Below are 14,270 nucleotides of genomic sequence, written 5' to 3'. Positions count from 1 at the left end.
GTCAAGCGCATCGCGACTCTCCCGAGGTCGAGTCCGTCGGCCGCCGCGGCGACCGGGACGACGAGGTGGTGGACGCGGGAGCAGAACGCCGCCCGCGACCCTGAACTCCGTCGAGCCGGGGTGTGGGGGACACACGCCGGCTGCCCTTCCGCGCCACCAGGGGAGTGACGCTGCGTGACAGAAATGGGAGGTGCGCGGCGTTGGTGACGGTGACCGTGTCGGCCACCTGGGCGGACAGGTCGTGCCCATCGGCTTCGCTGTCGTCGGTGTCGAGGAGGTAGGCGACGAGCCGGTGCTCGGCGCGCTGACGCGCCTTCTTCGCGGCCTCGTACGACAGGTTCCGGTCGGCCGCGGCGGCCGCCAGGGACGCGCCCTCGAGGCGGGTAACGCCGATGAGTTCGGCCTCGGTCGCGGTGATGGCGCCCTCGGCGATCGCGCGGGCGAGGACGAAGTCCGGGTGCCCAGTCGGGGGCGGCGCGGTCGAGGCGCGCAGGCCGTGTCCGGTGGGCACGGGGGCGTCGAGCGCCTCGCGCACCGCGGCGTGCCCGGCTCGGTACGCGGCCCATCGCAGGCGCAGCATGATGCGCGGCCGACGCAGGTCGGCCTCGCCGAGCGCGGCGACGAAACCGGTGAGCACCGCGGCGTGGATGTCGCTCGGGTCGTTGGCGAACCTGGCAGTCAACGTGGACGCGATGGACAGCAGCGCGGGCAGCGCGACACCGACCGCGCCGACCGTCCACGCGCCACCGTCGGTGCGGCTGCGCAACACCAGGTGCGCCCACACCCGGTCGCGCGTGGCCTGGGAGGTCTGACGGCGAAGCAGGCGGTCGCGCACCTCGTCCAGCGGCACCGACCGGTCCGGGAGGCCGGGGAACGTCCGCCCGTCGACCGACAGCGGCTCGGGCCCGGTGACCAGCCACTGGAATGACGACCTCGCGGCGTCCAGCGGCATGGAGCCGCGGTCGAAACCGGACTTGGGGAATGCGTGTTGTGAGCCCATGGGATCACTCCTGGTGAGACGTCGTGAACGGCTCGACCAGGAAGTCACGTCGGGTGGTACCGGACTCTTTCCGCGCTGGTACCGAAGTGTGTCCGTGCAGGTACGGGCCTAGTACCGGCGCTGAAGATCCGCAGCGTCAGGGGCGAATCCGGTGGCTGGGAATTCATCGCAACTCGCTTTGCGATTTCAACCGAGTGTGTCCCCCGATGCCTGTCGAAACGGAGTTCAGGGCCGTCATCAGCGCCTCGCAGCACAGGGCGCGCCCGGTCTGCCCGAAGGGGACTCCATGACCCAGCCCGACGACCGCGGAGCACGCCGCTCCCGCGCACATCAGCCAGCGAGGACCGCCCGTCCCAAGACGCGCCGCGGCGGCGACCGCCGCCCGTGGCCGACCGCCCCGACCACCACCAAGGTCAGCCCCGCCAGGCCGGGTGCCAAGACCCGACCGCGCCCCGCCGCCTCGACGCCGACACCCGCGACGGTGTGGACGGTCAACGAACCGGTCGACCTCGACGCGAGCTGGCCGGGCGCGTTCGTCGAGCGGATCGTCACCTCGTTCAGCGAACCCGACGCGCGGGTGGTGCTCCTGCCTTGGCCGAGCCCGCCCACCCACGCACCGATCGGCGCTCACGGGGTCATCGAGCACGCACCCGGCGCCGAGCCCGGCCCGGAGTTGGACGACGCCGTGCACACGGTCGAACGGCTCGGCCGCACAGCACGCGTCGAACACCTCGCGGTCGACCCCGACACCACGGCGCCGACCACGCGACCGTTCTGGGCCGACCTCGTCGACAACCCTCGATCCATCCCCGCGGCGGTCATCGAGCGCGCGCCCGCGGCCGATACCGACGACATCGCTGGTGACGCGGACCTGGTCATCACGAGCCTGCGTCCGCTGGTCTCCGGCGACCGCGCCGCCGACCAGGTCGCGTTGTTCGCGGCACGTCTTCTGCGGGTCGGCGGCATCCTCGTGGTGTTCACGCACTGTGACTGGTCCGGTGGTGAGTTGGTTGACCCGACCGGTGCCGTGGTCGCCGCCGGGCAGAACGCCGACCTGCTCTACCTGCAGCACGTCGTCGCGGTGCACACACCGGTCAAGGACGGCCGGTTCCCCCTCGACGACGGCTCCCAGGACGAGGCCCGCACACGGCACCGCGCGGTCGTGCGCGGCCTGCCCGCACCGCACCGGCGCATCCACTCCGACATCCAGGTCTTCGCCCAGCCGCACGAGGGAGGCCGTCGATGAACGCCGACGCCAACACGCCCGCACCCCAGGACCCGTCGGTGTGGACGACCGCGCAGAAGTCCCCGGTCGCGCAGCGCAAGGGCTGGTACTTGCCGGAGTCCACCGCGCACCCAGCCAAGATGCTGCCCGAGGTCGTCCGCCACGCCGTCGCCCACTACACGGCGCCGGGCGAACTGGTGCTCGACCCGATGTGCGGGATCGGCACCACCCTCGTCGAGGCCGTGCGCCTGGGGCGCCGCGCGGTGGGCATCGAGTACGAGCCGCACTGGGCGCAGGTCGCCCGCGCGAACCTGGACCTCGCCCGCCAGGACAGCCTCGACATCGACGCGAACGTCTACGAGGGTGACGCCCGCCAGGTGGTGACGCTGCTGCCACCGCAGTACGTCGGGCAAGCCGCGCTGGTGGTCACCTCTCCGCCTTACGGCCCCTCGACGCATGGGCAGGTGTCGACCGTCCCGGGGGAGGGGGTGCAGAAATACTCCCACCGCTACGGCAACGTGCTCGATCGCGGCAACCTCGCCAACATCGGTCACCACCGCCTGCTGTCCGGGTTCACTCGCATCCTTGCCGGGCTGCGCACCTTCCTGCGCCCCGGCGGGCACATCGCCATCACCATCCGCCCCTGGCGCGAGCACTCCGAGCTCATCGACCTGCCCTCCCAGGTACTGGCCTGCGGCCGCGCCGCCGGACTGGTCCCGGTCGAACGTGACGTCGCCCTGCTCGCCCGCGCCGCCGACACCGACCTCGTGGCCCGCGGTTCGTTCTTCCAACGCGACTTCATCCGCAAGCAGCGCGAGGCCGGGCTCCCGCTGCACCTGATTGCCCACGAGGACGTCCTCGTCTTCCGCACCGCCCTGACCAAGAAGGCGGCATGACGCCGGTGATCGGGTCGCTGTGCACGGGCTCCGGCGGACTCGACATGGGCGTGCTGACCGCGCTCGGCGGCGGGCGGATCGCGTGGGTGGCCGACCCCGACCCACACATCCGCCAACTGCTCGCCGCCCGCCTGCCCGGAACACCGAACCTGGGCGACCTGCGCTTCGTGGACTGGGCCGCAGTCGACCCGGTGGACGTGCTCGTCGCCGGGTTCCCGTGCCAGGACATCTCCGCCGCGGGCAAGCGCGCGGGCATCGAGAAGGGGACGCGCAGTGGCCTGTGGACCGACATCGTGGCGGGCGTTCGCCTACTACGACCAGCGCTGCTCATCGTGGAGAACGTCGCCGCGCTTCGCTGGCGCAACGGCGGCCTCCACCGTGTACTCGGCGACCTGGCCGAAGCAGGGTACGACGCGCTCTGGCGTTGCGTGCGGGCCTGCGACATCGGCGCCGCCCACCGCCGCGAACGCGTCTTCCTGCTCGCCTGGCCCCGCCACACCCGCGCCCGCCGACTCGCTGCTCCCAACGCCCAGGGCCTCCGACACAGGCACACCGGGCAGGCACGCGGGGGAGGGATTCTGGCCACCGCTGTCGCAGCAAGTCATCCCGCTGGTCACCCGGCAAAGCACACTGCTGCCCACACCGCGAGCGACCGACGGGACGAAGGGCTGCCCGGCACAGCGCGGGACCAAGGGCGACCTGATGCTGCCCTCGGCGGTGATCCGACTGCTGCCGCCGAACCACGACACGGCATAGCCGCCGAGGTCGACTGGGGCGACTACCGGACCGCCATCACTCGCTGGGAGCGCGTGCTCGGACGCCCAGTGCCGTACCCGACGCAACCCGGTGCCCACGGACGTCCGGTGCTCGCCCCCGCCTTTGTCGAGCACCTCATGGGCCTGCCCGCCGGATGGGTCACCGACCTCCCGCTGCCCCGCACCGCACAGCTGCGCGCCCTGGGCAACGGCGTCGTCCCACAGCAAGCCGCCCACGCCGTGTCGCTGCTGCTGCACGACCTCAACACCCTCCTGCACGCCACCGCCACACCGTCCCGGGAGGCGAACGCCGCATGACCACCCGACTCTCACTCGTCGACCCCGCTCCGACGCTGCGCCTGCTGTCGCTGGGCGCTGGGGTGCAGAGCACCGCTGTCCTGTTGCTCGCCTGCGAGGGCGAGATCCCACCCTTCGACGCTGCCCTGTTCGCCGACACCGGCTGGGAACCCCAGGCCGTCTACGCCAACCTCGACCGCCTCCGCACGACCGCCGCCAAGGCTGGTATCCCCGTGCGCCGAGTCTCCGTCGGAAACATCCGCACCGACGCCCTCGACCCCGCCCACCGGTTCGTGTCCATGCCCCTGCACACCCTCAACCCCGACGGTTCCCACGGCCTCGCCCGCCGCCAGTGCACCAAGGAGTACAAGCTCGTCCCACTCAAACGGGCCGCCCGGGAGATGCTCGGCTATCCCCACCCCCAGCGGGTCCCGAACGGGGTCTATGCCGAACAGGCCATCGGCATCAGCACCGACGAGGTCACCCGCGCCAAGGACTCCGGCCTACGCTTCCTGCGCAACGTCTTCCCCCTGCTCGACCTCGGCCTCGACCGAGCCGCCTGCCAGACCTACCTGGCCGAGCGCGGCTACGGCGACACCGTCAAGTCCGCCTGTGTCGGCTGCCCGTTCCACGGCAACGCCGGATGGCGCTGGGTCCGTGACAACGACCCCCAAGGCTGGGCCGAGGCCGTCGAGTTCGATAAAGCCATCCGCCACGGCTACCCGCGCGCCACCACCGACGGCGTTCCGCTGCGCGGGCAGTACTTCCTGCACCGCTCCCGCGTCCCACTCGACCAAGCCGACCTCAACACCCCACCGCGCACCAAACGCCACCTGCGATTGGTCACCGCCACCGAGGATGGCGACCCCGACGGGTGCTCGCCGTGGTCGTGCCGCTCCGGCGAACCAGTCAGCGGGGACGAGGCGGCATGATCCCGCCCGCGTCCAGCGGGCACACGATGGCAGGGGCGGCGGTGACGACCGCCTACNGGCGACGGTCGTCACCGCCGCCACCGCCTCCGCCCACCTGCCCCCGCTCGTCGCCTTCGGGGTCCTCGTCCCGGCCGGGACCGTGTTCGCCGGAGCGGCCCTGGCTGTCCGCGACGTGCTGCACGAGGTCCTCGGCGTACGCGGTATCGCCGCGGCCATCGGCATTGGCACCGTGTTGTGCTGGTTCGCCGCCACCCCGCGCATTGCCCTCGCCAGCACGCTCGCCTTCCTCCTCGCCGAGACCACCGACACCGCCATCTACACCCGGCTGCGCCACCGGACCCGAATCTGCGCCGCTGCGGCCTCCAACCTCGTTGGCGCGCTCATCGACACCCTCGTCTTCGTCCCGCTCGCCTTCGGCAGCTGGGCGCTACTTCCGGGACAACTCCTGGGCAAGACGGCCGCGACCGTCCTCGTCCTGCCCATGCTCGGGCGGAGTGGTCGGCGATGAGGTTCTACCTCGGCACACACCAACCCTCCTGGCTCGGCAAGAACCTGCGAGTCCCACTGCTCGTCAGCCATCGCCGCCTCGCCCACCGCCGCACCTTCCCCCGCGCCACCAGCCCCTGGGCCCTGGACTCCGGCGGCTTCACCGAACTCTCCCTCCACGGCGCCTGGACCACCACCCCAGCCCACTACGCCGCCCACGTCCGCCGCTACACCGACGAGATCGGCCGCCCCGAGTTCGCCGCACCTCAGGACTGGATGACCGAGGACCACGTCCTGGCCCGCACCGGCCTGACCCTGCGCACCCACCAACACCGCACCGTGCACAACTACCTCGCCCTACGCGACCTCGCCCCCGACCTACCCTTCATCCCCGTCCTACAAGGCCAAACCCTCGACGACTACCACCGCTGCGCAGACCTCTACGAACACCACAACGTCGACCTGACCACCTTGCCGGTCGTCGGCATCGGCAGCGTCTGTCGCCGCCAACACACCACCGAGGTCGACCGCATCGTCCACTCTCTGGTCATACGCGGCCTGGCACTGCACACCTTCGGCGCCAAGATCCTCGGCCTGTCCCGTTACGGCGACGTCATCACCTCCAGCGATTCCCTCGCCTGGAGTTACGCCGGACGCTACGAACCCGGCTGCGCGCCCGGACACCGCACCGAGTCCAACTGCCTACGCTTCGCCCTCGCCTGGCACAGGCGTGTCCTCCAGCGCATCACCACACCGCCTCTGCCTCGCATCGACCGGTCGGCAGCGGCGCCGTCGCCGGGGTTGTTCGACGTGGCGTGACCCGATCGGGGCCAGACCACCGGCCATCCCTTGCTCTCTGGGGGGGATTGACGGGTCCATGAACATGTCGACCGAACCCAGTGAGAGGAACAAGGGGCCATATGCATGAGGAAAGCCAAGTCAGGTTCACCGCGGTCTCCTACGGGTGGGCTGACGCCACCGACGAGCACTCGCTTCTGCGATTGGAACAGCACTGGTCGTCGCTCGAGACCGTCCAGCACTCCCTGCTCGACGTCGGCGACGCCTACGCAGACTTCTGCCCCGCGCTCGAGGCCGGGAACCCCGCGACCCTCGCAGGCCGCACCATCACCGGGGGACTGGTCGACCTGGTGAAGGCCGCCCGCCGACCGGGACCACGCCACACCGTCGTGTGCAGTCTCGACTACACCGATCTCCCCCGCACCTTGCTCGACCACGTGGCGCACGAGTTCGGGGTCACGATCCGCGACACCACATTGCAGTCGCTGATGGACGACCTGCAGATCAGCGTGTGGCTGTTCCGCAACGACGAGAACCAGCCCTTCGAACCAGCAGACGGCTAACCACCCCCCAGGAGATGGACCATGCACGACCATTGCGTCCTGGCCGCCCTCGCGAACGGCGCAAACCCACTCATCGACGCCCAACTACAACACCGCTTCGAGGCCGTGGCGTCCTTGGTGACCACAGGACTCTGTCCCCGCTGCGCAGGGCGGCTGCCCAAGTATCCGGACACATCCCACGCCATCCCCGACCGCTGCCTGCCCCTGTGCGCCGAATGCGCCATCACCGAAGCCCTCGCGCAGGCACGCACCGGCACAGTCCCACCCCTGACCACTTGGCCCGCCCTCTCCCCACCCACCGCCCCCAACCCCGCCATCCGCATCGCCTTCTACGGATCATGCCCAGGCACCGAACACGCCATGCACCTGCTGCGACAGCAATACGACCTCGTCGCCGACGCCATCCACCGCAAAGCCGCCATCACCCGCTGCTTTGCCAACAACCAACTCGACAACACCCCCCAAGCAGTCCTGCCCATCGGACCCCACACCATCACAGGCGGCCTCACCCACCTCATCGACCAATCCACCAACCCTGACCGCGATTTTGACGCCATCGCCTGCGCCGACATCACCTACCTGTCCTCCAACACCCTGCACCGCCTCAAGATCGAGACCGAACTGGCCACCAACGGCATACCGGTGGTCACCGCCCTCGGATCAGCAGTCTTCGCCCACACCCTCTACACCCGACCATCCCACGGCACCGACAGGAACTGAAACCGATGAAGAACTACGCATTCAACGCAACCCCGGACAACCACCACCTCCCACCATCGCACTGGGGTCTGAGCCCCGACGCGATCATCCTCATTCCCTCGACAACCACCACCCCGATGAGGACCCCCGACAACACCTGGGCGTTCCTCGTGCTCGCCGTTGACCTCCACGCCACCCCAGACCAAGACGTGGCCCTGTTCGCCGGAACCTGGCTACCCGAAAAACCCCCGGCCGCCGCCCACGACGGCGACACCGTGATCACGCTGACCGAATCCAAGAGGCCCACCCAGCTCCACGACGGCGTCGACATCGAGGTGCTCGTCGCCCACGACGGCCAATGGCAGCTCGCGGGTACCTGGCAGAACCTGACCAATACCTGGCCCCTGGCTGTGGCAAAAACTGTCGCAACCACCATCCGGCTTCACCAATACGGCCATGCACCGATGGAAGCAGCGGAGACTTCTCCGACGCACATCTGATCGAACTCGCAGACAAGTTCGACCGGCACTTGTCTCGCATCGGTGCCGTACGCAGGTTGGGCTAACAGCCCTGCTCGACGATCGCGAATTTGAGTTGATCGGTCACCCCCGCCGGGGCAGCGAAAGAACCTGAAAGGCGCTAAATTTGTGGGGCGGGGACTGGCTTGCACCGCCAGCCCGAACTATTCAAGGCATCGATCTGCGGAATGAGGACATCCTGGCCAAGGGTGCAGTTAATCGCATTGTAGTGCGTTTGGGCCTCGTTGGTTATCTTCTCCGTAGGTCCTTACTCCACGTTTGCCTCATCTGACGCTTTTACTCGTCATTCTTCATCTGGGTACGGATGCACGCACTGCTGTTAGGGGCCGAGTTCGCGTTGTAGTGCGCCTTGGACTCACTCCCAGCGCGTCGACTGCTTGGAGCCGTTGTCAACGTCAGGTTCGGAACCCCCAGCGTCGCACGACACGCCGGGACGTTCCGAACCTCGGGGGCGCGTGTCATCCCAGTTAGTGGGAATGTGATGGCGTATCGACTACCGGTCATCGCATATAGCCTGTTCAAGCAGGGCAGCGCTGGCCCTCCGGGACCAGCGAGGATCGCAACTACTGAGTTACTGAGGTCAGTATGCGTGCGGATCAGGGCAGCGCTGGCCCTCCGGGACCAGCGAGGATCGCAACTGTCGAGTGATCGGGACGCGCCGTGGCGTGGCGGTGGCAGCGCTGGCCCTCCGGGACCAGCGAGGATCGCAACGCCGGCAAGCACCCGCTGCCGAACGTGGCAGCCTCGCAGCGCTGGCCCTCCGGGACCAGCGAGGATCGCAACCGCCCGGACAACTACACCGACGCGCTGGCGGGCTACGCAGCGCTGGCCCTCCGGGACCAGCGAGGATCGCAACCTGCGCGGTGACGAGACCACCGCCACGCTGTTCAACCGCAGCGCTGGCCCTCCGGGACCAGCGAGGATCGCAACTCCCCCAGTGGCGCGAAGGCGTTCGCCGCGGCCCAGCAGCGCTGGCCCTCCGGGACCAGCGAGGATCGCAACCGTGTGGGCTGGCAGATCGCGAACACCCTCAACGAGCAGCGCTGGCCCTCCGGGACCAGCGAGGATCGTAACCCTGTCCGACCTCGACGATCAGGACTCCCGATGAGCGCAGCGCTGGCCCTCCGGGGCCAGCGAGGATCGCAACCACGCGATGATCGACACCCAGGACCGCATCAACCTGGGCAGCGCTGGCCCTCTGGGACCAGCGAGGATCGCAACTGCGTGAGCCTTCCGGGGTCGGTCGGCTTGCCGGGGGCAGCGCTGGCCCTCCGGGGCCAGCGAGGATCGCAACTCCTCGTAGGCCCGCGACCCGAGCTGCAGCGACTTGGGCAGCGCTGGCCCTACGGGGCCGGCGAGGATCGCAACCGTCGCTGCCTGTGGTGGGCATCGGCAGCGTCTGCCGCCGCCCACACACCACCGAGGTCGACCACGTCGTCCACTCGTTGACCAACCGCGGCCTGCGCCTGCACACCTTCGGCGCCAAGGTCCTCGGCCTGTCCCGCTACCGCGACGTCATCGTTCCAGTGACTCGGTGGCGTGGAGCCTCGCCGGACGCTACGAACCCGGCTGCGCTCCCGGGCACCGCACCGAGTCCAACTGCCTGCGTTTCGCCCTGGCCTGGCACACCCGCGTCATGACCCGATCGGGGCAGATTCCCGACGCCCCTTGCTCTCCTAGCTGGTTGACGCGTTCATGGAACCACCAATCATCAAAGCGAACGGGGTTCGGGCAATGAACAACACGACCACATCCAGGTTCCCGGGTGTCCTCTACGGATGGGCCGACATGACAGCGGACCACGGCATCTCCAGACTCGAACAACACTGGTCCCTGCTGCGCAGCCTTCGCCAGTCGATGTTCAACATCGGCGACGCCTACGCCGACCTGCTGCCCGCGCCCGCCACATGTCCCTTGATCAGTGGGTTCACCGTCAGCGGTGGGCTGGTCGACATGGTGAAGGCGGTCCGCGCCACCGAGTCGACCGTGATCGTGCTCAGCATGGACTACCCGGATCTGCCCGCCTCGCTGATCGAGCAGGTATCAGACGAGTTCGGAATCCCGACTCGCAGCAACACCTTGCAGACCCTGCCGGAAAGCCTCGGCATCAACATGGTGCTCGTCTACACCGCAGCCAACCCTCCCGCCAACCATGCCACCAACTCGGCCTGGCAGACCTCGTCGAACGCGCAGCCGATCCCACCCGCGACTTCGACGCCATCGCCTGCGCCGACATCACCTACCTACCCCGCCACACCCCACGCCGACTCGAGATCGAAACCGAACTCGCCACCCACGGCGTCCCCCTCGTCACCGCCCAAGGCTCAGCGATCTTCGCCCATACCTTCGAGATGTGACCACCCCGCCTTCGTCCTGGCGGAAGCCGACCACGCCCTCTCACGACCACCACCCCACGCTGGGGCCTTTGCCCCGACACGATCATTCTCATCCTCGCGACCATCCCCGCCCCGATGTCCACCCCTGACAACCCCTGGGCGCTACTCACAGGCGGCCGACCTTTATACCGACCCCGACCCAGCCAACGACGACGTGGCACTGTTCACCGGAACCTGGCTACTCAACAATCATCGGCCGAGCACCACACCGGTGACGTCGTGCTAACCCTCGTCAAACCCGACCGGCAGATCACCCCGATCGACAGGGTTGACGTCACCCTGGGTGGAGCAGCGAGACGTTGAGGAGGTCGGTGATGCCCGAGGATCTAAGGCGAGTTCGTCTGGAACCGGCCCCCACACCGGCGTCCAGCACACCGCCCATATCCAAGCCGACGGCAAACTCGTTCTCGCCGACGGACCACCCACCTCGGCCTTTGCAGCGCGCTCACCGCCCGCAGCGGACGTAGATGAAGGCCCCAGGCGCGGCCGGTCGAGGCCAAGCACATTGCGATCTTGCATCTCATGCTGGGCGTGTATCCGGCGTCGGTCAAGATTCGTCCGCGTGAAGCTCACACTTGAGGTCGTCAGGAGCTTGGCCAGGACCGCACCTTGAGGTGTTTGACATGGACCGTCTCGGCGTCTAGGTCTTCGGTGAGGGCCAGGTCGGGGTCGAGGCGAAGGATCTCGAGAGCGGCGCGCGTGGAGGACGCGTCGGTGTGGAGGCGGCGGGCCAGGCCGGGGATCGTGATGGGTTCGCCGTGCAGCTCCGCGCTGTAGGAGGTCAACTCGATGATGGCAGCGGAGAGGCTCCAGTGATGGTGGACCTCGGCGGCTTTCAGTGACGTCTGGTCGCGCTCGTCGAGTTCGAAGACCGCGCGAGGGCTCAGCGGGTCGGGGTGAAGCCAGTACGAGGCTTCTGGGCCGAGGCCGGAGCGGTCCAGCAGACCGGCCGAGACGAGGTAGTCGAGACACCCGATGATCGTGTCCGGTGGGGGAAGGTTCAGCTGGCGGGCGTAGCTCGCCACGCGCGCCAACCGCTGGTGGTGCAGTGCGGTGGTTTCCTCGTTGATCTCATCCAGGCTGAGTCCCGCCGCAGCGTCGAGGGGCGAGCTATCGAGCAACTCCTGATACTCCTCGGCGGTGAACAACTCGATCTGCCCCCACTCGAACGCGCCCTCGTCTACCCCGCGCACGATCTCCAGTTGCGTTGGACGGCGGAACGAGCAGAACGTCCCGAGAATTTCCGACGCCCCAGGCGGCAGGAAGCCCGCCCATGGGCCGATCATCAACGACGCGACCCTGTCTATGTCGCTTCCATTAGGTTCTCGCCTGTCCACGCAGTCCCTCCTTGATCCCACAAAGGCCGTCAAAGTCCGGCCAATCGTCGACGTTCGCAGTATCGCAGCCCTCATGAACCACCGACGCGGTCTTGCAGAGGCAGAGGAGCACGCCCTTAACCCCGGCGACGGTCAACGCCTCGCGACAGGTCTCGTGTAGTCAGAAGTGCAGTTTTACGCCCGGCCTCGTTCGGCCGCGGGTCGTATCAGCCGGTGCAGTCACCGAAGGCCACGATGTTCCTCAGGTGGGGTGGGACCTCGTCGATGGCCAGCGCGGTCATCGCAGCGCACGGCGGCACAGGAGAGTTCGAATCGGTGATCTCTCGGCAGGTGATCTTTCACCTTCGTTTCATCATGACCACGTGTAGCTGTTAGCGGAGCCCAGTTCGTTCCTTGGTGCGTCTTCACTTCAACCTCATCTGGTGTGTTGACGGCTTGGAGACACTGTCGTCCTCGGGTTCGGAACCCCCAGCGCCGTACGACACGCCGGGACGTTCCGAACCTCGGGGTTGCGTGTCGTCCCAGCCAATGGGAACCCGATGGTGTGCCCGGCTGTTGGTCACCGCATATAGCCTGTTCAAGCAGGGCAGCGCTGGCCCTCCGGGACCAGCGAGGATCGCAACGGGTACGAGCCCGGCGGCATGGTGGTCCGGGCGGCGGCAGCGCTGGCCCTCCGGGACCAGCGAGGATCGCAACTACGGCAACCGACTCGTTTACGCGAAGGGCTCGTGGGCAGCGCTGGCCCTCCGGGACCAGCGAGGATCGCAACTTCTTGATGACCCGCGGGGACATGCGGCCCGGCCAGGCAGCGCTGGCCCTCCGGGACCAGCGAGGATCGCAACCCTCTGGATGTCCGCCTCGAGTACGAGCATTTCGGGCAGCGCTGGCCTTCCGGGACCAGCGAGGATCGCAACTTCGTCCGCCCTCACGAGCTGCCGTACGTGGTGGACCGGGCAGCGCTGGCCCTCCGGGACCAGCGAGGATCGCAACCCCAAGGGGCGCATGGACGTGCCCGCGGTGCTGTCCGCGGCAGCGCTGGCCCTCCGGGACCAGCGAGGATCGCAACCCCTGGGACTACGTCATCGCCCGAGCACGGGGCGAGCAGCGCTGGCCCTCCGGGACCGGCGAAGATCGCAACTACGTGTGACAGGTCGAGATGGCTGCGGAATCAGGGCGGCGCTGGCCCTCCGGGACCAGCGAGGATCGCAACGGCTACCCGACCGTGGCCGGAATCTGCGGAGCGCACGCAGCGCTGGCCCTCGGGGACCAGCAAGGATCGCAACGATGGGACTCCACAACCGCGTCGGGCGCAGGCTGGCGGCAATGAACTGATTTGAAACTGCCCGGTTTCGTGATGTGCGTGTGGCTGCTCAGATGATGAGGGGGTCATGGTGGCCTGGGTTGATTGCGGCGCCGAGGTGTCTTGTTGTGGTGAAAGTTCCTTTGGTGAGTTGGTAGATGCGGATGGAGTCGAGGTGGGGGTCGATGAGGTCGGTGAGGGTGGCTTCGAGGCGGAGGCGTTGGGTGGGGTCGCAGACGACTTCGAATACGGATTGTTGGACTCGGTGTCCGATTCCTTCGCAAGCTTTGGCTACTTTGCGGAGTCGGCGTTGGCCTGCGGGAGTGGTGGTGTCGACGTCGTAGGTGACGAGGAGTTCCATCAGGTGAGCGTCCAGGGTTGGTAGGTGTCGGTGTCGCCGCGGAGGTGTCGGGCGAGGAGGCGGGCTTGGATGAGGGGGAGTAGGGCGGCGGGGATGTCGCGGTCGAGGGTGGCGTGGTGCCAGGTGCGTTCTCTGGCTGTGGACCAGTGTTCGAGGAAGAACTTGCGGCCGTGGTCGGTGAGGTGGACGGCGCCGCCGGGGAGTTGTTCGGTGTGGCGGGGCAGGAGTTGGCCTCGGTTGTGGAGGGTGAGGACGAGGTGGTCGACGAGCAGGGGGCGTAGTTCTTCCATGAGGTCGAGTGCGAGGGCGGGTTTGGCGGGTCGGATGCCGTGGAGGTAGTCGAGGTAGGGGTCGAGGCCGACGTGTTCGAGGGCGCCGTGGACGGCGACGCGGAGCATGCCGTATCCGAAGGACAGCAGGCAGTTGACTGGGTCGGTGGGTGGTCGTCGGGAGCGGCCGGGTGCGGTGCCGGGGGCGAGGTGGTCGAGGGCTTGGAAGTACTCGCGGGTGGCGTTTCCTTCGATGCCGAGGAATTCGTCGAGGCCGCGGGTGTGTTCGAGTCGGGTGAGGGCGGTGGCGTGGTGTTCGGTGGTGTCGCGCAGGCGGGTTTGGCGTGTTCTGGTGTTGTCGCGGGCGGCGCGCAGGAGTCGTTGTCGGTAGTTGTGGAGTTTGCCCGCGACGAACGC

At 68.2% G+C, this 14,270-nt stretch carries 15 protein-coding genes and 2 CRISPR repeat arrays; of the genes, 11 read left to right on the top strand and 4 right to left on the bottom strand.

The features are described from left to right. Position 1: 1 nt before the first annotated feature. Positions 2-1,000, bottom strand: coding sequence for a hypothetical protein (locus GCL84_RS13790; protein WP_156755857.1), 999 nt, complete (start codon positions 998-1,000; stop codon positions 2-4). A 286-nt stretch (positions 1,001-1,286) separates the two neighbouring features. Here GCL84_RS13790 and GCL84_RS13785 point away from each other — a divergent pair, with 286 nt between their 5' ends. The 11 genes from GCL84_RS13785 to GCL84_RS13740 all read left to right on the top strand — a co-directional run bounded on the left by GCL84_RS13785 (position 1,287) and on the right by GCL84_RS13740 (position 10,812). Further along, positions 1,287-2,246, top strand: a complete 960-nt coding sequence (locus GCL84_RS13785) for a hypothetical protein (RefSeq protein WP_156755856.1) — start codon at positions 1,287-1,289, stop codon at positions 2,244-2,246. Further along, the gene (locus GCL84_RS13780) at positions 2,243-3,121 is read left to right on the top strand and encodes a TRM11 family SAM-dependent methyltransferase (protein ID WP_156755855.1); all 879 of its coding nucleotides are present in this window, start codon (positions 2,243-2,245) and stop codon (positions 3,119-3,121) included. Before GCL84_RS13785 ends, GCL84_RS13780 begins: the two co-directional genes overlap by 4 nt. After that, entirely contained in the window at positions 3,118-4,194 is a 1,077-nt protein-coding gene (locus tag GCL84_RS13775) for a DNA cytosine methyltransferase (protein WP_156755854.1), read from the top strand. Before GCL84_RS13780 ends, GCL84_RS13775 begins: the two co-directional genes overlap by 4 nt. Beyond that, complete coding sequence (locus GCL84_RS13770) at positions 4,191-5,105, top strand: adenine nucleotide alpha hydrolase family protein (RefSeq protein WP_156755853.1); 915 nt, start codon at positions 4,191-4,193, stop codon at positions 5,103-5,105. Before GCL84_RS13775 ends, GCL84_RS13770 begins: the two co-directional genes overlap by 4 nt. A gap of 172 nt (positions 5,106-5,277) precedes the next feature. After that, positions 5,278-5,613, top strand: coding sequence for a VUT family protein (locus GCL84_RS29265; protein ID WP_197523229.1), 336 nt, complete (start codon positions 5,278-5,280; stop codon positions 5,611-5,613). Further along, positions 5,610-6,410, top strand: coding sequence for a deazapurine DNA modification protein DpdA family protein (locus GCL84_RS13760; protein WP_235926228.1), 801 nt, complete (start codon positions 5,610-5,612; stop codon positions 6,408-6,410). Before GCL84_RS29265 ends, GCL84_RS13760 begins: the two co-directional genes overlap by 4 nt. A 101-nt stretch (positions 6,411-6,511) precedes the next feature. Next, positions 6,512-6,952 (top strand): hypothetical protein, encoded by a 441-nt coding sequence (locus GCL84_RS13755; protein ID WP_156755851.1) that lies wholly within the window; start codon positions 6,512-6,514, stop codon positions 6,950-6,952. 21 nt (positions 6,953-6,973) lie between these two features. After that, positions 6,974-7,672, top strand: a complete 699-nt coding sequence (locus tag GCL84_RS13750; protein WP_156755850.1) for a hypothetical protein — start codon at positions 6,974-6,976, stop codon at positions 7,670-7,672. 5 nt (positions 7,673-7,677) lie between these two features. Continuing rightward, positions 7,678-8,151 carry a hypothetical protein gene (locus GCL84_RS13745; RefSeq protein WP_156755849.1) on the top strand — a complete coding sequence of 158 codons (474 nt, stop codon included), beginning with the start codon at positions 7,678-7,680 and terminating at the stop codon, positions 8,149-8,151. 565 nt (positions 8,152-8,716) lie between these two features. Continuing rightward, positions 8,717-9,558: direct repeats of the CRISPR family, unit length 38 nt; unit sequence GGCAGCGCTGGCCCTCCGGGACCAGCGAGGATCGCAAC. Positions 9,559-9,569: 11 nt separating this feature from the next. Further along, on the top strand, positions 9,570-9,830 hold the full coding sequence (locus GCL84_RS31120) for a deazapurine DNA modification protein DpdA family protein (protein ID WP_456236900.1): 261 nt from the start codon (positions 9,570-9,572) through the stop codon (positions 9,828-9,830). A 94-nt stretch (positions 9,831-9,924) separates the two neighbouring features. Next, the gene (locus tag GCL84_RS13740; RefSeq protein ID WP_156755848.1) at positions 9,925-10,812 is read left to right on the top strand and encodes a hypothetical protein; all 888 of its coding nucleotides are present in this window, start codon (positions 9,925-9,927) and stop codon (positions 10,810-10,812) included. Positions 10,813-11,170: 358 nt separating this feature from the next. Here the strand turns inward: GCL84_RS13740 and GCL84_RS13735 are convergent, their stop codons facing one another. From GCL84_RS13735 to cas1, 3 genes are all read right to left on the bottom strand, one after another. Further along, positions 11,171-11,872 (bottom strand): DUF6042 family protein, encoded by a 702-nt coding sequence (locus tag GCL84_RS13735; protein WP_156755847.1) that lies wholly within the window; start codon positions 11,870-11,872, stop codon positions 11,171-11,173. A gap of 636 nt (positions 11,873-12,508) precedes the next feature. Beyond that, positions 12,509-13,206: a CRISPR direct-repeat array (repeat unit 38 nt; unit sequence GGCAGCGCTGGCCCTCCGGGACCAGCGAGGATCGCAAC). 87 nt (positions 13,207-13,293) lie between these two features. Beyond that, positions 13,294-13,584, bottom strand: a complete 291-nt coding sequence (gene cas2, locus GCL84_RS13730; RefSeq protein WP_197523228.1) for a CRISPR-associated endonuclease Cas2 — start codon at positions 13,582-13,584, stop codon at positions 13,294-13,296. Continuing rightward, on the bottom strand, positions 13,584-14,270 hold a 687-nt coding region (gene cas1 / locus GCL84_RS13725; protein ID WP_156755846.1), incomplete at its 5' end, for a CRISPR-associated endonuclease Cas1. The genes cas1 and cas2, both read right to left, overlap by 1 nt.

Source organism: Actinokineospora pegani (genome assembly GCF_009745975.1).
In the GTDB taxonomy this organism is placed as follows: Bacteria; Actinomycetota; Actinomycetes; order Mycobacteriales; family Pseudonocardiaceae; genus Actinokineospora; species Actinokineospora pegani.
This window is presented reverse-complemented; position numbering and strand designations above follow the sequence as displayed.